The following is a 15,705-nucleotide window of genomic DNA, read 5'->3' on the forward strand; positions in this document are numbered from 1 at the left end:
TCTGAGCAGACAGAAAGTCCTCCTGCTCAGAGCGCGACATCCAGCAGCTCCGACGGGCGGGAGAGGATGTACTTGGGCTCGTGGAGTTTCAGGGCCTTTTTCGTATTAGCTCCCCAGAGGACACCTGCGCCCGTGACATCGACCTTGCGGGCAGCTTTCATGTCGCGCGACTCGTCCCCGACGAAACACACCTCGGAGGGAGTGAGTGTAAATGTGCGCATAATCGCCTTCAGGCTTTTGGCCTTACCGGAGAGCTTCGGCACGGTGCTGACGAAGTCGAAAAAGTCGAGGTCGTGCTGACGGAGAAAGGTCCGCACGTTGACCTTGTCGTTGGAGGTCAAAATCCCCAGCACGTCCCAGTGCTTGCGCAGCACGGGTAGCACGACATCCATGCCCTCGATCGGGCGGATATCCTCCATCCGCTCGGCCAGCATGCGCTTACCCTCGGAGAGGATGGCCGGGAGCTTCAGGCGGGGGACTTGCTGGTGCTTGACGAACTGCGAGGTCGTCAGGTCGCGAAGTTTCTCCAACTCCTCCGGTGCGACCGGGCGGTAGCCGTACTTGTCGGCCATGGCATTAAAAATCTCCCTCCCCAAATCGAGGGTATTGGCCACGGTTCCGTCGAAGTCGAAAATCAGGCAGGTCTCGGCTGCAGAATGGCTGCTCACGGTACCGTCAAGCTAACGCCTCGCCATAACTCGGCGACACAAAAAGCACGCTGTTACAGACTTGCGACATAGGCATGCTCCACTAACGTAAAAGGTATCTTGAGCGACCAACCGGAAGCCCCCGTTTTACCTGCCGAGGCGCAGGAGTTCCTCCGCCACCTGGCTGAGCACAAGCGTTATTCGGAGCGCACGGTGCGCAACTATCGTCAGGCACTGGAACGCTTTACGGGCTGGCTGCAGACACAGCCCGGCACGCAAGGCCCGCTGTCCCTGGAGTCTCGTCACCTGCGACGCTACCTGATGGACCTCACGGCCGAGTTTGGACGCCGTACCGTGAACCTCCACCTCTCGGCCCTGCGCGCCTATTACCGCTACCAACTGCGCGAAGGCAGGATCACGGCCAGCCCGCTCGCGGGCATTACAGGCCCCCGGCAGGAAAAGACCCTCCCGAAGTTTTTAACCGAAAAACAGATCGCGCTGCTTTTGGCCGGGCCGACACGACTGCTCGAAAACGAGGCCATCGAGCCCTTTACGGCTCTGCGGGACCGCCTCGTGATGGAGCTGCTCTACGGCGGCGGCTTTCGTGTCAGCGAGCTTTCGGACCTAAACTACGGCCAAATCGATGAGCAAAGCGGGGTCGCCCGCATCCGTGGTAAGGGCAGCAAGGAGCGGCTGTGCCCGATCGGCGAAGTCGCCCTCGCATGCGTGAAGGCCTTCCGGTCGCAGTTTGCCCGGCACAGCGGCCCCAAGGACCCGGTTTTAGTCACCGAGCAGGGCAGGCGCCTCTCTGTGCGACGCATCCAGCTCATGCTCAAGAAGTACCTCGATCTGGCCGGGCTTCCGCACGACCTGACCCCCCATAAAATCCGGCACAGTTATGCCACCCACCTCCTTGACAATGGCGCTGATCTGCGTCTGGTTCAGGAGTTGTTGGGGCACACCAGCCTCTCCACCACTCAAATCTATACCCACGTCAGCGTGGCCCGGCTCAAGGACATGCACCGCAAGGCACATCCGCGCGCCTGAGGAACAACCAGCCGCCTGCTACTGTCAGTCTCTCTTACGCCTTCGATCTCTTTTTATGCAGCGAGAAACGCCTATCGCCAAAGCCCTTGCCCGTGTCTTTATCGCCGCGGCCTGGACGCAAGGCTCCCTGCAGGAGAGCGAAACCGATGCCCTGAAGGACCTGCTCTTTCAGCTGCCCTCGCTTTCGGAGAGCGACTGGGATGAGCTGGAGGAACTGCTGGAGAAGCCGGTTTCTGCCAAGCGGGCGGAATCATTTCAACGCAAGCTCATCAAGCTGCTCGACTCCGAGGATGCGATGACGTTTGCCGCCTATGCGCTGGAGCGCGTCACCGGTGAGGGGGCCGCTGGAGAGCCGCCGCTGGCATCGACACTGGCCAGCCTGCAGGAGTGTATCGATCGCGTTGGCGATGAGGCACTGCTGTGCATGTACGGCCTCATCCAAAAGCCCCTGCAGGAGCGCCTGAAGGCTGGCGATGACGAGCAACTTCGTCGCTTGGGCGAGGCTCAGGTCTTTCTGGAGTCCCGAATGGGCAACCTGAGGGCAGGGGAGCACGGGCGTGCCATCGACCCCGAGGAGCTTCGCCGCCTCAGTCTGGCAGGGATTCTGTTGTTTTTTGTCATCCAGGCGGACGGCAAGGTGGACGAAAACGAAATCCTCACCGCCGAGAAGTACCTTTGCACCGCATGGGGGCTGAGCGAGCCCAAGGCGCAATTCGTCGTGCAGGTCTCGCTGTCGGACAAGATTGAGGACCTCGACCTGATCCGTGTCTGTCGCTGGTTCTATGAGGTCACAACCGAGGAGGAGCGGATCGGATTCCTGGATGTGCTCTTTGACGTGGGTACCGCGGATGGCGAGCTGGACGCGGAGGAAATCGACATAATCATGCGCATTGCCGCCGATCTGCGCTTCGACCAGCAGCATTTCCAGGCTGCTCTTGAGCGCGGACTGGAGCGGCAGGAGGCATAATCCCGAGGTATTCGGCGTTTTTTCCTTCCCATCGGCTCAGGTTTCGATGCAATGCCTCATCTTTATGGCATTCGGTTTCATATTTTCCGGACAAGGCGCCCAGCAGGTTGGCATGGGCAAATCGCTGTACGAAAACTCAGCCGCGGCCCGCGCGTGCTTTGACCAGGCTAAGGACGTCTTGCCCTTCGACCTGAAGCAGCTCTGCTTCGAAGGCCCCGAAAACGAACTGACCGAAACCAAGGTCTGCCAGCCCGCGCTCTATGTGCACGGCTACAGCATCGTGGCTGCCCTGCGTGAAGCCGGTAAGCTCCCCGAGGTCGGTGCTGCCGCCGGCCTTAGTCTGGGTGAGCTCACCGCCTACGCCGTGGCCGGTGTCTACGACTTTGAAACCGGGCTGCGTATCGTGGCCGAGCGCGGCCGCCTCATGCAGGAGTGCTGCGAAGCCACCGAGGGCACCATGGCCAGCCTAATTGGCGGGGACGTGGAAAAGGCCGAGGCGCTCGCCGCTGAGTTCGACGTGGACCTGGGTAACCTCAACTGCCCCGGCCAGAGCGTGCTCTCCGGCGAAACCGAAAAGGTCAAGGCCGCCGTCGGTAAGGCCAAGGAAGCCGGTTTTAAAATGGCCGTCCCGCTCAAGGTCGCCGGTGCCTACCACAGCCGCCTGATGAAGCCCGCTGCCGAAAAGTTTGAAGCTTTCCTGAAGTCGCTCCCGTCCTTCAGCTCGCCCGCCGTCCCGGTCTTCTCTAATGCACTGGGTACACGCATCGAAGACCCCGAGCAGATCAAGCAGGCCCTCGTGGATCAGGTCACCTCGACCGTCCGCTGGACCGACTGCCAGCTCGCTATGAAAGAGCTCGGCATCAGCGAATACTACGAGTGTGGCCCCGGCGGCACGCTCGCCGGTCTCGCCAAGCGTATTGACCGCGACATCAAGGTCACCTCGCTGAGCACCTACGAAGAACTTCCGCTGGCCTAATTCCATCGCTTCTATCTTGAATACCGACCACATCCGCAATTTCTGCATCATCGCGCACGTCGACCACGGCAAGACCACCTTGTCGGACCGACTGCTTGAGAGCACCCAGACCGTGCAAAAGCGCGAGATGCAGGAGCAGCTCCTGGACTCGATGGACCTGGAGCGCGAGCGTGGTATCACCATCAAGTCGCACCCTGTCTCCATGCTCTACAAGCACGGAGGCAATGAGTATCTGCTGAACCTCATCGACACGCCCGGACACGTGGACTTCTCCTACGAGGTCTCGCGCAGCCTGGCTGCCTGTGAGGGGGCGCTGCTGCTCATTGACGCGGCTCAGGGCGTAGAGGCCCAGACCGTGGCCAACGCCAACCTCGCCATCGAGCAGGGGCTGGAGATCATTCCCGTCATTAATAAAATCGACCTGCCCGGCGCACATCCTGAGCTGGTCGAGCAGCAGATCGAGGACATCCTGGCCATCCCCCGCGAGGAGGCGATCCAGGCCAGCGGTAAGTCCGGCATCGGTATCGATGACATCCTGGAGGCCGTCGTCACGCGTCTGCCTTCGCCCCGCTGGACGGACAATGACCACACCCGCGTGCTGGTCTTTGACAACGTCTACGACAGCTACAAGGGCGTCATCTGCTACGTGCGGGTCTTTTCCGGCTCGGTCAAGCCCGGCGACGAAATCATCATGATGGGTACCGGCCAAAAGGCCGTGGTCAAGGAGGTGGGCCGCTTCTCCCCGAAGATGCTCCCCGAGAAGACCCTCAGCGCAGGCCGTACCGGCTACATCGTCACCAGCATCAAGGATCTGGCCGACATCAAGATCGGTGACACCATCACGCAGGCCACTGATCCGGCTGACAAGATGCTGCCTGGCTACAAAGAGGTGCGCCCCATGGTCTTCAGCGGCCTGTACCCGATCGACACCAGCGACTACGACAAGCTCAAGGCCAGCATGGCCAAGCTCCAGATCAACGACGCCGCGCTCGTCTACCAGTCCGAGAGCTCCGTGGCGCTCGGCTTCGGCTTCCGCTGCGGCTTCCTCGGCCTGCTCCACATGGAGATCGTACAGGAGCGCCTGCGTCGTGAGTACGACCTGGACATCATTTCCACCTATCCGAGCGTCGTCTACAAGGTCGTCAAGACTGACGGCGAAATGATCGAGGTCGACAACCCGCAGTTTCTGCCGGACCCCTCCGAGATCGACTCCATCGAGGAGCCCATGATCCGGGCCACCATTCATACGCCCACCGAGTCCATCGGCGACATGCTCGCGCTCATCTCTGAAAAGCGCGGTGTCTGCGACCACACGGAGACGGTGGACGACACCCGCGTCATGCTCAGTGCAGACTTGCCGCTGAACGAGATCCTCGTCGACTTCAACGACCGCCTCAAGAGCATCACCCGCGGCTATGGCTCCATGGACTACGAGCTCAACGGCTACACGCCTTCCGACCTGGTGAAGCTCGACATCCTCGTTAACGCCGAGTCCGTGGACGCCTTTTCAAGCATCGTCCACCGGGACAAGGCCGTGGGTAAGGGCAGGGCACTTTGCGAGCGCTTGAAGGAGATCCTGCCGCGCCAGATGTTCAAGATCGCCATCCAGGCCGCCGTCTACGGCCGCATCCTGGCCCGCGCGGACGTCAGCGCCATGCGCAAGGACGTCACCGCCAAGTGCTACGGCGGGGACATCACCCGTAAGCGTAAACTGCTCGAAAAGCAGAAGGAAGGTAAGAAGCGTATGAAGCAGATCGGTAAGGTCGCCATCCCGCAGGATGCCTTCGTGAAAATTCTGAAAACCACCAATTGATCCGCCGCCATGGGACTGTTTAGCAAACCGGGAAAAAAGCTGCAAAAAGAGGGGCGCCATCTGGTGCAGCTCGCCGAGAAGGTCATCAACTACCGCTCGGACGTCATCGGTGAGAAAGCAGTCGAGGCCATCCGCAGGGATCAAGAGGCCCTCATCGCCGCACTCACCGCCAAGCCCGCCGACCCGGAGCAGATCAAACGGTGTATGAAAAATCTGGATACGTGCCTCAAGCCTCACGGCGGCACGATCTATCCGGTCACGTTTCTCTCTGAGAATATCGAGATGATCCTCGTCGCGGCCATCCTGGCCATCGGCGTGCGCAGCTTTTTCCTGCAGCCTTTCAAGATCCCGACCAACTCCATGTACCCGACCTATGCGGGCATGATCGGTGAGGTGTACCCGCTGGGGGAGGGCGCTCCCTCGAAGCCCGAGGAGCTCTTCCGACTCGCCGCCTATGGTGCCAGCCACTACGTCTCCAATGCCCCTGCGACTGGCCGCGTCGAGATCCCGCTGTTTACCGACCGCACTCCGAACAACTATGGCCTCAGCGGTCAAATTGCCTTTGAAGTGGTCAAGGGACGCAAATTCGTACTGCTGCCCACACAGCTGCGGCGCTACACCTTTGCCGTGGATGGTCGGCCGTTCCATGTCGATGTGCCGCTGGACTTCAATCTCGATGATGTGGTAGCCGAGGCCTTTTTCCCGGGTGAAAAGACGCTCTCGGACCTTTATCACGACCTCAGCCAGGAGAACGTCCAGCGCCTGAAATCCGGTCTGCAGACGATTCTTTCCGATCATTCCGTGCAGCTGGGTGAGCCTGCTCTGGACTTCGATATCCTGACCGGCGACATGCTCTTCGTCGACCGCTTCAGCTATAATTTCTTCGAGCCCGAGGTGGGTGATCCCTTCGTCTTTCGCACCAACCATATCGAGGGTCTGCAGGCCGCCGATGGTACGCCGGACGACAAATACTACATCAAGCGCCTCGTCGGGCTGCCTGGCGACACCCTGGAGGTGCGCCCGCCCATGTTGTATCGCAACAATGAGCCGATCACCGGTGCGGACGCCTTTGAGAAGAATTTTAAGCAAGAGGACGAATATCCGGGCTACACCTACATGGGCTGGCTCGACGAGGGAACCGTCGAGAAAATCCCGCCGGGCTATTTCTTCGCCATGGGTGACAACTCGCCCTACAGCTACGACAGCCGCGGCTGGGGTAGCAACCAGAGAGCGACCCCGTACGCCTACGAGCATAAGAAGCAGGGCCAGCCGATTAACTTCGTCCCCGAGGACGACGTCGTCGGCAAGGCAGTCTTCATCTTCTATCCGTTCACCCACCGCTGGGGCATCGCCGAGTAGATTGCTGTGGGGCGCGGCAAGGACTCAGCCGTCATTCAGGCAGTTGTACCTAAGGAAATGAAAGAACGCTTAAAAGAGGTGGCCCGATCGGAAGGTCGGACGGAATCGAACTGGGTTCGTTTCCACATTTCCCAGCTGCTTGAACAGCACGGTGCTAAAGGTTGACCCGCAACGGCTTGCGAGCCTTGCGGGATTTCCCGAACTGTACATTATTCGCACAATAAATAGGTGCTCTAGGATTCAGAAATCCCCATGCAGCACGAGCGAAGCCCTATATTCTACCCGCCAGCCCCGCGAATGTCCACGCCTCACGGCATTAGATTTCTTAATCCTGTGTGGCGGGAATGTTGGGCTAGGAATTGTTTAAATCCTTGTGTTTTAACTCCCAAGAAAGAGCAAGCAAAGCCGTGCATGCCTTGTATGCAGTTTCATAATCGAGCAAATAATCGTAGTCATGTACAGCAGCGTTTCTCAATCTCCTGAGTGTCTGTAGAAATATATAATCATTGGGATCAAGCAGGTGAGCCTCCCTCAGTTGCGCAAATAGCTTATGTGGAGCTAATGGGGTTTCAGCACCTATTGCCTCTACTGCAGCATTTTCAAATTCTATCCATGCCGAGATCACTGCTGCTCCTGGGCTAATTTCCAAAATGGCAAAAACTTTTTCAGATACAGGATCCTGCAAGAATGCTTTTTCATTAGTGTGCCCTCCGCTTGCTTTATCTGCAGCGTGCTCTAGCTCTTCACGAAATCGAAGCTCAGTGTCTCTATGTTTAAAAGCATTAACCCTTTTGATGAGTGCCGAAAAATCCCGTCTAAAAAGATATGTAATTATTACTACAGCCAATGGCCATGCCAGTGAATTAACGATGCGCGATATAAAAGTTAGGGTATCCATTGGCGGTTGTTGCTTGGATTAGTACGTCACAACTATAGTTCTTTTTTATAGTCTTTGACATCTGGCAGCTCATCTATGTAAGGGCGGTGCCCGTCATTTATATATTGAGATGCGGGAATCGGCAATTCATGGCCACCTTCAGTATCTCTGACTTGAACGGTATAAATATCTGGATTGTCACTATCCTGCGTATACAGTCCAATATAAGCTTCTGGTCGTCTCGGCATATTCATGGTAAAAGATATTATTCGTGGATATCGGCATTAATGGTAGAATATCCTATCTTGCCATGGCCAACATCAGTTGAGCGAAGTTTTTCTCTCAACACTCTTGACGTGAACTCTAGCGCCTCAAGAAATGTTTCCGCCTCACAATCACCTCCTAGAACAATTTCTATTTCAGACGGATGATTTGTTGAAACACCATCAACCTTAATGGACCAATATGTGCAGGCTAAGTCTTTTAGCCGAAAAAGAGTTCTTCCTCCATGGCTGTAGTTGCCTCCTTGATATGAGTTAGTCCCTGCTGTAACCTCCAATATGTTGGCTGATACAATTTCTTTCGTTTGTGCTTCAATAAACATAATGGTTTAATAGATCTTATATCGACTGAATATATGATAACTAGTCAAGTGTTGTTGTAAACAATCAATTGTCCCATATACATCGTTAAACCTTCATCCGCTCGACGTATTCCGGCCCCTTGAACACCAGCACAAAGCCCTTACCCGGCATGGCTGAGCAGCGGAGGGCGAGCATGCGGGCTTCTCGGCGGTTGGGGGCATAGAGGGCAGGGGAGTCGGACAGGTGGTCCGGGATGACCTTATAGACTTCATCGACCTTTAGGCGCTTTCTGTTGCCCCATACGATCCTGCGCCGCTCGTCGAACTCGTAGGCGTACTCCTGGATAAACTCAAACTCACGCTGTGACATTTTCAGCCTTGGCTCGATATTCGGCCTTAATTTCCTCGGCAATGCTGAAGATGGTCCCGCGCAGGCCCCAAGCCCAGTTTGAGCCGAACTCGCGCCGGAAATCCCCCTCAGAGGTAAAGCCCATGTCCTTAGCGATGCGCGCGACCGCCAGCCGCCAAGCACGGCCCGAGTCCACGAAGCCAAAGCCCCGCCGTGTGGACGGCTTCCAGTTGATAGCGCTGTAGAGACGAGCGCCCTTGAACTCTACCGGTCGGTCCTCCTTGGAAACGTACTTGCTCGCGTACTCTGCCGCCGCTTCTCCGGCCTTGTAGATCGGTATGGCCTCCGTGCGACCGAAGCCGTACCGCTCGAATCTCCGGAAGAACATCCACCAGCCACGCAGGTTCTCATTGGCGGAGCGTCCATACTCGCGGGTAGCCTTGCGGCCCTCAGCGCTGGCCCAGTGGTGAGCCTTGGCGCGATGGTACGCCTCGAAGTCAAAGCCACTCCTGACATCCTCACCGGTCGAAAGCACGACATGGTAATGAGGGCGCAGGGACTTGTGGGGCTCCAGGACCTTTAGCCCCTTCGAGATAGCAGGGCGCAGGGTATTGGAGGACGCACTATTCCAGGCCTTTTGCGCTTCCTTCAGCGTGACAGGTCGGGGAAAGGTCAGGGTCCCGAACAGAAGTGTCTCTATACCCTCGGTTTTTGCTAGCTCTAGCACGGCCTCAGCGATGATCAATTTAGAGGCTTTTTGTGCGGTCGGCCTGTAGGTTTGGATTGAGTTGTTTGTTTCTAGACAAGGAAGGGCCGCGCCCGAATCGCCGCCGCGCGGCGGGGCCGCTGCGGCTGGCGTTTCGGGGCGTCCCTCTTTCGTTCGAGACTTGACATTGCATGGCAAATGTACAGGGTCTGGCATCGAAAATTCTTCCTAAGTTTTCTTTTGAGGTCCGACTTGTTAGCGCAGGTCGGGCTTTTCTTTTGCCATCAGTCACAGCAGTGGCCAAATGGCGCGCTTTACGGCCCTTCTGAGCCGTTTTCAGGGGTTTGACGTGGCGTGACCGCCACGGGTGAGCAAAAGCCGAGTACAGCTTTTTCAGTAGGGGATAAAACAGTAGATGGTCAGGGGACCTGGCTAGAGCCAGGTCAGCCGGTGATGACGGGAGACCCGCCTTCGGCTGGTGGCCTCTATTGGTGGTGGCGAGGCCCAAAGACAGAGAGGCCGAACCCATAGGCCCGACCTCCCCGAATGAACTGCCCAAGTCCCGAACCATCACGCAGCTGCGAGCGGGTTCTCGACGTAGGGCTTTGCGTCGAACTTCTGCAGGGAGTCCGCACGGATCTTCGAGAAGTTTTTCTGACCGAAGCCCGGAGCAATCACCCAAATGGCCTCCTTGACCTTGTGGCGGGCACGGGAGCCGGGCTCCTCGATCCCCAGCAGCTTAAGCGCCTCAGGCGTGGCCGGAGCCATAAACGACAGCTGCGAATCAAAGCCGCTGGCGGCGATGGTGGTCATGATCGAAGCCGGGAACTTACGCCCGTCCTTTTCGGAAGCGGGGGAGTGCTGGACCTCGATGTTTTCGTCACGGATTACTAACTGTTTCATTTTCTTTGAGTAGTTGGATTGATTTTGGTTGGCCCAGCTGGTCTGCAGCCGGGAAAGTTTCCTGTGGCGGGATATAGGTGTAGACCTCGCCAGCGATCAGCGCGGTATTGTCGGCACGTCGGAAGCCCCCAAAGTCCGGGTGGCTCTGGCTGATCTGGCGACCGTCCCCAAGACGGATAGACACAAAGTCAAAGGTGCAGTAACCGAGCTGGTCCGCTCGCTGCACCGGTAAGGCCTTGGCTCGGCCCATGAACGAAACCGAGACAATCGAGCGGTCCGGTTTTTCCGATTTGGGAATTTGCGCTTCAGCAATATGTTTAACGTCAGCCACTTGAGGTTTCGTCGAATCCTCAGCTGAGATTCCAACCGGTGCAGGCGTCGCTAGAGGCTCGGAGTGTGATTGACCGGCAAAGAGCATCCCGGCCCCGGCCATGGCTCCCCCGTAGACCAGACGACGCACCCAGCGTTTGGAGGTCCGCTTAATGATGTCGGCCCGCGTCAATGGCCGCTCGACCTTCTTGAGCTCGATCTGTGGCTTGGAGGCGATGACCTCTAAAGATTTCGACTGGATGTCATGCGAGACATAGAGCCGATAAATGAACTTCTGTTTCCAGCGCCACGCGGAGTCATATTTGAGCTTCGGGTTGCGGGCGTCCACCTCGGCCCAAATATACATGGGCAAGGGTAATCCGATCCCCAGCCATTTGATTTTCTGCAGGTCCCGAAACCACATGACGCTTTGCGCCTTTTTGCGGATTTGCGCTAAAATATCGTGGAAGTCATGCGAGATGAAAACCGTGTCGATAAAGAGCTTTCGAGCGTGAGCGATCATCTCCAAGACGGCCCGGTCCATCTTCTGTTTGTCCATCGTGTTATGCGACAAACCGGCCTCGTCGATAATCAGTTTATTGGGCTTATCTCGCTCACCCTTGACCAGCAGATCGACAAAGGACGATGCCCGCTCGGGGTCAATGTGAACATATTGCTTATCGTCCAGGATCAGGTCTTTTTCGTCTTCGAAGTAGTATTTGATCCGATCCCAACGCAGTTCAATGTTGGTCATGACGATAGCGCCACGCTCCAACGTCTCCAGGATTTCAACAACCCCGTGGTAGGATTTATAACTGCCGAGCGTACCGGCAAAGACTCTGAAGATTGCGTCTTTCATCCTGAAACAGTCGGTATCCAAGATTTAACTACACGAACAATGGTCATCACGAACTTGAGGGCGAAAATGACCATCGATAGAGCAAAGATCGTATCCACAGGAATGAACGTGTTTACGGTGGTCCAGAAGTCGCTTGCCACGGTGTTTAGGTGGTGAGAACCCACTGTTAAATCGAGCCCGGCAATTTCCTCATCCACCCAGAACAGGAGCTTTTGCAGCATCGACATGCCGAACGAAACCAAGGCATAGACGACGGTCAGAAAGCCGATGACTGGCGCGAATATCAGCTTAATGGGCAGATACAGCTTATTCAGCCAACTGATCAGATCCTCGAATCCACCTAGAATGCTCATCCGGCGAACCCTCCGCGAACGTTCTTAATGATCGCCACGGCGAACATGATAATGACAAGCGCCTCCTCAAGCAGTCGTATCAACTCAATCGGTTGCGTGTACCCGGACAGATCCAAATCAAAGGCCAACTGAAGCCCCATGAGCTCACCGGCATCGATGTTGTAAACGTAGTTGCGACCGGATACAGAGGGCAAAGCCTCCAGCGAAGGAAGCTTACCAATCACGCTATCGACCATCCCGTCAACATTGTCGATGCCCCCGGTATCGAGGTTATCCCAATCGGGACCGGTTTCGAACTGATCACCAATGATAGATGATCCGTCCCCGGCCTCGCCGATCTTCTCGCCCAGCTCATCGAGGCCGCCGATGAGGTCTTGCTGATTGGCAATCTGCTCTTCTTGGTTCTCGATCTGTTCATCCTGATTGGCAATCTGCTCTTCTTGGTTGTCTATCTGTTCATCGAGCTTGTCGTTAGCTGTCTCCTCGATGTTTTTGATTTGCTCCAATTGCGTCACTATGTGGCCGGTGTCATCGGTCGTCACGTTGCCGTCTTCATCGGTTACACTAGGTGTATTGCCAGAGGTGCTGCCGCCTGATTCGACCTCAGACGATTCCCACTGATCCACAATCCGTAAGGGGCCTTCGTCAATTTGCTGGTAAATGCTCATCGTGTACGGCTGATCAGACAAGCCACCTGAAATTGTTGCGCTTTTACCGGGTCCAAGAACAACGGTGCCGGTCTGCGTAGTACCGTCCTCATAGGTAATTTGCCAAAAGTAAGTCTGGGTCTCGTCGGTGTTATTCGTGATGGTGCCGTGTGCCTCACTCTGTCCTGCGTCGTTATCCGGGTCCGGATCAGGGTCGGGGTCCGGGTCGGGGTCCGGGTCGGGATCAGGGTCTGGGGCGTTGGAAAAATGCGCGGTAATTTCCATGGAAACATCACCCGGATTGGTGCCGTTTCCGCTTAAATAAATATCAAAGGACCATGTGCCATCATCGTTAATGATCGATGTGGACTGGTGGCTCTGCGTGATCGCTGAGTCTACCTGCGTATCGCCATAGGTAAGAACAACGTTGTCGACGCGTAGCGCGTAATAGCTAGAGGTCGTGTGCCACGTCTTTGTTTCTCCGTCGGAAAAGGTGAATGTTCCACGCTGCCAATCATCACCCTGAAAATGCTCAACGGCATTCGGGCGTCCGCCGTAATAGCCGTAAGCGTCGACCCTAACGGCTATTGTCTGAGCAGACAATGAGGTCACCAGACAGCAGAGCAGCAATGGGATCAGATGCTTCATAGACGTGACCAGAAGATTGCCCAGATAAGGATGATCGTTGCCGCTACCTCAGAGGTCCACATGCCCCGCGTTTGCGCATTGAGCGTGTGCATCTGGGGCAGGATTTCCTGCAGGGTTTGGAGTTCGTCCATGGCAACAAAAAGCAGGGGAGGGGGCCGGGCGTGCTTCCGACCCCTCCCCGGTTGATTAACCAGCGATTGCGCCCCACATCTTCTTGACGAAGCGCACACCCTTGGGCGCAGCCATCAGGACGACCGCAGCACCGCCGATAGCCAGACCGGCAGTCAGGATGCCGGAGACTTCACCGCTCAGGCCGTCCGTGATAGCGGAGAGGTCGAGGCCGCCGGCCTCCTGAGCGTTGGCGATGGTAACACCGCTTGCCAGACCGATACCGGCTGCGATGAGCTTCTTTTTCCAGTTACTGTTTTTCATGATTCCTCTTTCTGTTTGGGTTTAACCGACAAGGTCCGACGAGGCATCGAACATGCGTTTGAGAAAGCGAATGATAACCTGAGAGGTCCAAACGGCCCCGTAGAATGCCGCCCACTTGGAGACATCCGCGAAAAAGTCGGCAGCTTCATAAGGCATGGCCACTCATCCTTTCTATTATCCATTCAGAGCAGAGGGCCGAGACCGTTTGCCCTTGAGACTTAGCCAAAGCTTTAAGCTGCTTACGCTCGCGATCCGTCAGGACGAAACAGACCGTTTTGTCGCGGGGTTCCGAACGCATAAACATGCGCGGAAGACGGGCAGTGGAGACGGGCTTGATACCACTCATTGCCCGCCCCCCGTCGAAGGTCCCGACGTTTGCACATCCACAGGGAGGAGCAAAATTTCAGCATCTATGGCCGAAAGGAGTTCATCTCGCATAGCCTCTAGAGCACATTCGCCCATGCAGCCGAAAGAATGAGATAGGCCGCAGTGACCCCTGTTCACCTGCTCACGGACGGACTCTAAAGCCAATAGGGTATTGCGAATGCTCATGACTGAGACTCCTCCTCAATTTCCCTATAGTCCGAATCATCGAACGGCGGGACGACAAACCCACGAGAAACCTCAAGCCCTGTATTCAAGAGGCATTCAATCACTACTGCGTCTGACGGATCATGCAACCGGGCAAGAACAATTCCGTCGCCCGCCGCGCTTGTATCTAAATTGATCTCACAGAAGTGCCTCCTATCAGGATCACCCGCATCTGGCTTCATGGGGCCGTAGACGCCGAAGCGATAAATCTTTGATAATGGAATGCCGCTGACGGCAGCTTCTGGCTTGTGAGAAAAAACAGAGCAGCGCCCCGTGCGGGCAAAGAATTTATGCAGAATGCTCATTTTCGGTTCCTTCGGTTGAGTGGTTTGTTGACGTTTGAAAAGCTCTTCTCTAATCCGTTATAGATGCTCTACATCATCATCGGATTGGCCGTAATAATGGGCGTGGTCGCCGTTCTCGGGGAGTTGCTCAAAAAGGAGAAAGGCCCACCTAAAGCTGACCTTGCAGAATCCCGCCACTGGCTGCTGACAAAGCATGAATGCGTGCTGTTTGATCTGCTAACGCAGTGCTTACCCGAGGGCATGCACATCCATAGTAAGGTTCGCTTGGCCGACTTAATCCGCTTAAAGAAAACGCAGGACCGTAAAGCATACGGCTCGATGCGGGCCCGTACGGACCGGAAACACGTCGATTTCGTAATCACGCGAGGATCTAGCGAAATAGCCTTTGCGGTCGAACTGGACGACTCGTCGCACCAGAGAGAAGATCGAAAGCAGAGAGACCAATTCGTTGATAGCGTTTTCAGCGCGGCAGGAATACCGCTGATCCATGTTATCGGAGACGCTAGCAAGATGACCCCAGAGGAAATCCGGGCTAAACTGCCATTAATGCCGCCGAAGCTGTAAGGCGTCTCTGCTTGTCTAGGTGTCATCAGTAGGGTGGCGAGGTTAACTTAGATGTTAGGCGTACATCAGCCTTATGTATCGAGACTGGGCTTACATACGCCTGACGTAAAGCAGATTGACAATTACTCCCTATAGTATAAGCCTCACTGAACTGATGCCGGGAACCATGGGTAAAGACTCGGCCAAGATTCAAGTAGTCGTGGACAAGAAATTCAAAAAACGCATCGAAGAAGCCGCCCGCAGGGACGGACGTTCTGCCTCCAACTGGATGCGTTTTCTTGCCGAACGAGCACTCGAATCGATGGCCCCCAAGAGCTGACCGTTAAAGGGATTGAGCCGTTTAACGGGATTTTTTAAATACCGTATAATTCGCACAATAAATATTATGTCTAAATTATTGCGCTGGTTTTTCAGGGTTTAAGGAATCCCCTAACCCGTTGGTTACGAAGCCTTTTTAAGGCGCTTCTCCACTTCTTCGCGAACAAGCAAGGCAATCCACTGCGACATTGTGCGGTCTTCCTTGGCCGCAACTTCACGCACTTTGGCCTTCAATTCCTTGCTGATAATCACGCCGATATGGTCTGAGTCTTTGCCTCTGCTACCTGACATAATGTTAGGTACCCTTATACGTTTTTAAATAGGAGTCAAACAGATTGACCGGCGTCTTATGCCATCTCATAGTCAATGGCATAAGACGCCATCAGATGAAGCTCAATCACCAGAAACGACTCTCCCCCTACTCGGGCCGCTTCGTCTCGTCATCAGCTTTA

22 protein-coding genes are annotated in these 15,705 nt (G+C 55.8%); 7 read left to right on the forward strand and 15 right to left on the reverse strand.

The annotated features are described in order from the left end of the window. Window positions 1-26 precede the first annotated feature (26 nt). Window positions 27-668, reverse strand: a complete 642-nt coding sequence (locus K0V07_RS12670; RefSeq protein ID WP_220621757.1) for an HAD hydrolase-like protein — start codon at window positions 666-668, stop codon at window positions 27-29. Window positions 669-767: 99 nt separating this feature from the next. Here K0V07_RS12670 and K0V07_RS12675 point away from each other — a divergent pair, with 99 nt between their 5' ends. The 5 genes from K0V07_RS12675 (at window position 768) to lepB (ending at window position 6,809) form a co-directional block, all read left to right on the forward strand. Further along, entirely contained in the window at window positions 768-1,694 is a 927-nt protein-coding gene (locus tag K0V07_RS12675; protein ID WP_220621758.1) for a tyrosine-type recombinase/integrase, read from the forward strand. A 55-nt stretch (window positions 1,695-1,749) separates the two neighbouring features. Then, the gene (locus K0V07_RS12680) at window positions 1,750-2,661 is read left to right on the forward strand and encodes a TerB family tellurite resistance protein (protein WP_220621759.1); all 912 of its coding nucleotides are present in this window, start codon (window positions 1,750-1,752) and stop codon (window positions 2,659-2,661) included. A 64-nt stretch (window positions 2,662-2,725) separates the two neighbouring features. Further along, window positions 2,726-3,637, forward strand: coding sequence for an ACP S-malonyltransferase (fabD, locus tag K0V07_RS12685; protein ID WP_220621760.1), 912 nt, complete (start codon window positions 2,726-2,728; stop codon window positions 3,635-3,637). Window positions 3,638-3,653: 16 nt separating this feature from the next. Further along, a complete protein-coding gene (gene lepA / locus K0V07_RS12690; protein ID WP_255567976.1) occupies window positions 3,654-5,450 on the forward strand; it encodes a translation elongation factor 4 in 1,797 nt (598 codons plus the stop codon). Between the two features lie 9 nt (window positions 5,451-5,459). Next, window positions 5,460-6,809 carry a signal peptidase I gene (gene lepB / locus K0V07_RS12695; RefSeq protein ID WP_220621761.1) on the forward strand — a complete coding sequence of 450 codons (1,350 nt, stop codon included), beginning with the start codon at window positions 5,460-5,462 and terminating at the stop codon, window positions 6,807-6,809. Between the two features lie 352 nt (window positions 6,810-7,161). On the opposite strand, the gene K0V07_RS12705 is transcribed toward lepB, so the two are convergent. From K0V07_RS12705 to K0V07_RS12755, 13 genes are all read right to left on the reverse strand, one after another. Further along, the gene (locus K0V07_RS12705; RefSeq protein ID WP_220621763.1) at window positions 7,162-7,707 is read right to left on the reverse strand and encodes a HepT-like ribonuclease domain-containing protein; all 546 of its coding nucleotides are present in this window, start codon (window positions 7,705-7,707) and stop codon (window positions 7,162-7,164) included. Window positions 7,708-7,739: 32 nt separating this feature from the next. Further along, window positions 7,740-7,940 (reverse strand): hypothetical protein, encoded by a 201-nt coding sequence (locus K0V07_RS12710; RefSeq protein ID WP_220621764.1) that lies wholly within the window; start codon window positions 7,938-7,940, stop codon window positions 7,740-7,742. Window positions 7,941-7,951: 11 nt separating this feature from the next. Next, the gene (locus K0V07_RS12715) at window positions 7,952-8,290 is read right to left on the reverse strand and encodes a hypothetical protein (RefSeq protein WP_220621765.1); all 339 of its coding nucleotides are present in this window, start codon (window positions 8,288-8,290) and stop codon (window positions 7,952-7,954) included. Between the two features lie 85 nt (window positions 8,291-8,375). Continuing rightward, window positions 8,376-8,639 (reverse strand): hypothetical protein, encoded by a 264-nt coding sequence (locus K0V07_RS12720; RefSeq protein WP_220621766.1) that lies wholly within the window; start codon window positions 8,637-8,639, stop codon window positions 8,376-8,378. Beyond that, the gene (locus K0V07_RS12725; protein ID WP_220621767.1) at window positions 8,626-9,345 is read right to left on the reverse strand and encodes a hypothetical protein; all 720 of its coding nucleotides are present in this window, start codon (window positions 9,343-9,345) and stop codon (window positions 8,626-8,628) included. Before K0V07_RS12725 ends, K0V07_RS12720 begins: the two co-directional genes overlap by 14 nt. Before the next feature lie 549 nt (window positions 9,346-9,894). Continuing rightward, a complete protein-coding gene (locus K0V07_RS12730; protein ID WP_220621768.1) occupies window positions 9,895-10,227 on the reverse strand; it encodes a hypothetical protein in 333 nt (110 codons plus the stop codon). After that, entirely contained in the window at window positions 10,205-11,395 is a 1,191-nt protein-coding gene (locus K0V07_RS12735; RefSeq protein ID WP_220621769.1) for a zonular occludens toxin domain-containing protein, read from the reverse strand. The genes K0V07_RS12730 and K0V07_RS12735 overlap by 23 nt, the downstream gene beginning before the upstream one ends. Then, entirely contained in the window at window positions 11,392-11,748 is a 357-nt protein-coding gene (locus K0V07_RS12740) for a hypothetical protein (RefSeq protein WP_220621770.1), read from the reverse strand. The genes K0V07_RS12735 and K0V07_RS12740 overlap by 4 nt, the downstream gene beginning before the upstream one ends. After that, window positions 11,745-13,043: a hypothetical protein gene (locus K0V07_RS12745; RefSeq protein ID WP_220621771.1), complete on the reverse strand. Its 1,299-nt coding sequence runs from the start codon at window positions 13,041-13,043 to the stop codon at window positions 11,745-11,747. The genes K0V07_RS12740 and K0V07_RS12745 overlap by 4 nt, the downstream gene beginning before the upstream one ends. After that, window positions 13,040-13,174 (reverse strand): hypothetical protein, encoded by a 135-nt coding sequence (locus K0V07_RS16550; protein ID WP_255567977.1) that lies wholly within the window; start codon window positions 13,172-13,174, stop codon window positions 13,040-13,042. The genes K0V07_RS12745 and K0V07_RS16550 overlap by 4 nt, the downstream gene beginning before the upstream one ends. Window positions 13,175-13,229: 55 nt before the next feature. Beyond that, window positions 13,230-13,475, reverse strand: a complete 246-nt coding sequence (locus tag K0V07_RS12750; protein WP_220621772.1) for a hypothetical protein — start codon at window positions 13,473-13,475, stop codon at window positions 13,230-13,232. Window positions 13,476-13,496: 21 nt separating this feature from the next. After that, window positions 13,497-13,631: a hypothetical protein gene (locus K0V07_RS16555; protein WP_255567978.1), complete on the reverse strand. Its 135-nt coding sequence runs from the start codon at window positions 13,629-13,631 to the stop codon at window positions 13,497-13,499. 392 nt (window positions 13,632-14,023) lie between these two features. Then, window positions 14,024-14,371, reverse strand: a complete 348-nt coding sequence (locus K0V07_RS12755) for a hypothetical protein (RefSeq protein WP_220621773.1) — start codon at window positions 14,369-14,371, stop codon at window positions 14,024-14,026. Window positions 14,372-14,434: 63 nt separating this feature from the next. On the opposite strand from K0V07_RS12755, the gene K0V07_RS12760 reads away from it, so the two are divergent. Beyond that, window positions 14,435-14,935 carry a DUF2726 domain-containing protein gene (locus tag K0V07_RS12760; protein ID WP_220621774.1) on the forward strand — a complete coding sequence of 167 codons (501 nt, stop codon included), beginning with the start codon at window positions 14,435-14,437 and terminating at the stop codon, window positions 14,933-14,935. 166 nt (window positions 14,936-15,101) lie between these two features. Continuing rightward, complete coding sequence (locus K0V07_RS12765) at window positions 15,102-15,254, forward strand: hypothetical protein (protein ID WP_220621775.1); 153 nt, start codon at window positions 15,102-15,104, stop codon at window positions 15,252-15,254. Window positions 15,255-15,376: 122 nt separating this feature from the next. On the opposite strand, the gene K0V07_RS12770 is transcribed toward K0V07_RS12765, so the two are convergent. Then, window positions 15,377-15,544, reverse strand: a complete 168-nt coding sequence (locus tag K0V07_RS12770) for a hypothetical protein (protein ID WP_220621776.1) — start codon at window positions 15,542-15,544, stop codon at window positions 15,377-15,379. Window positions 15,545-15,705 lie beyond the last annotated feature (161 nt).

This window comes from Ruficoccus sp. ZRK36, from assembly GCF_019603315.1.
GTDB lineage: Bacteria > Verrucomicrobiota > Verrucomicrobiia > Opitutales > Cerasicoccaceae > Ruficoccus.

Bases quoted from the DNA above. Each gene is read 5' to 3' on its own strand.
- K0V07_RS12680 (WP_220621759.1), top strand. From the start codon at position 1,750: ATGCAGCGAGAAACGCCTATCGCCAAAGCCCTTGCCCGTGTCTTTATC.
- fabD (WP_220621760.1), top strand. From the start codon at position 2,726: ATGGCATTCGGTTTCATATTTTCCGGACAAGGCGCCCAGCAGGTTGGC.
- lepB (WP_220621761.1), top strand. From the start codon at position 5,460: ATGGGACTGTTTAGCAAACCGGGAAAAAAGCTGCAAAAAGAGGGGCGC.
- K0V07_RS12705 (WP_220621763.1), bottom strand. From the start codon at position 7,707: ATGGATACCCTAACTTTTATATCGCGCATCGTTAATTCACTGGCATGG.
- K0V07_RS12710 (WP_220621764.1), bottom strand. From the start codon at position 7,940: ATGAATATGCCGAGACGACCAGAAGCTTATATTGGACTGTATACGCAG.
- K0V07_RS12715 (WP_220621765.1), bottom strand. From the start codon at position 8,290: ATGTTTATTGAAGCACAAACGAAAGAAATTGTATCAGCCAACATATTG.
- K0V07_RS12720 (WP_220621766.1), bottom strand. From the start codon at position 8,639: ATGTCACAGCGTGAGTTTGAGTTTATCCAGGAGTACGCCTACGAGTTC.
- K0V07_RS12730 (WP_220621768.1), bottom strand. From the start codon at position 10,227: ATGAAACAGTTAGTAATCCGTGACGAAAACATCGAGGTCCAGCACTCC.
- K0V07_RS12735 (WP_220621769.1), bottom strand. From the start codon at position 11,395: ATGAAAGACGCAATCTTCAGAGTCTTTGCCGGTACGCTCGGCAGTTAT.
- K0V07_RS12740 (WP_220621770.1), bottom strand. From the start codon at position 11,748: ATGAGCATTCTAGGTGGATTCGAGGATCTGATCAGTTGGCTGAATAAG.
- K0V07_RS12745 (WP_220621771.1), bottom strand. From the start codon at position 13,043: ATGAAGCATCTGATCCCATTGCTGCTCTGCTGTCTGGTGACCTCATTG.
- K0V07_RS16550 (WP_255567977.1), bottom strand. From the start codon at position 13,174: ATGGACGAACTCCAAACCCTGCAGGAAATCCTGCCCCAGATGCACACG.
- K0V07_RS12750 (WP_220621772.1), bottom strand. From the start codon at position 13,475: ATGAAAAACAGTAACTGGAAAAAGAAGCTCATCGCAGCCGGTATCGGT.
- K0V07_RS16555 (WP_255567978.1), bottom strand. From the start codon at position 13,631: ATGCCTTATGAAGCTGCCGACTTTTTCGCGGATGTCTCCAAGTGGGCG.
- K0V07_RS12755 (WP_220621773.1), bottom strand. From the start codon at position 14,371: ATGAGCATTCTGCATAAATTCTTTGCCCGCACGGGGCGCTGCTCTGTT.
- K0V07_RS12760 (WP_220621774.1), top strand. From the start codon at position 14,435: ATGCTCTACATCATCATCGGATTGGCCGTAATAATGGGCGTGGTCGCC.
- K0V07_RS12765 (WP_220621775.1), top strand. From the start codon at position 15,102: ATGGGTAAAGACTCGGCCAAGATTCAAGTAGTCGTGGACAAGAAATTC.
- K0V07_RS12770 (WP_220621776.1), bottom strand. From the start codon at position 15,544: ATGTCAGGTAGCAGAGGCAAAGACTCAGACCATATCGGCGTGATTATC.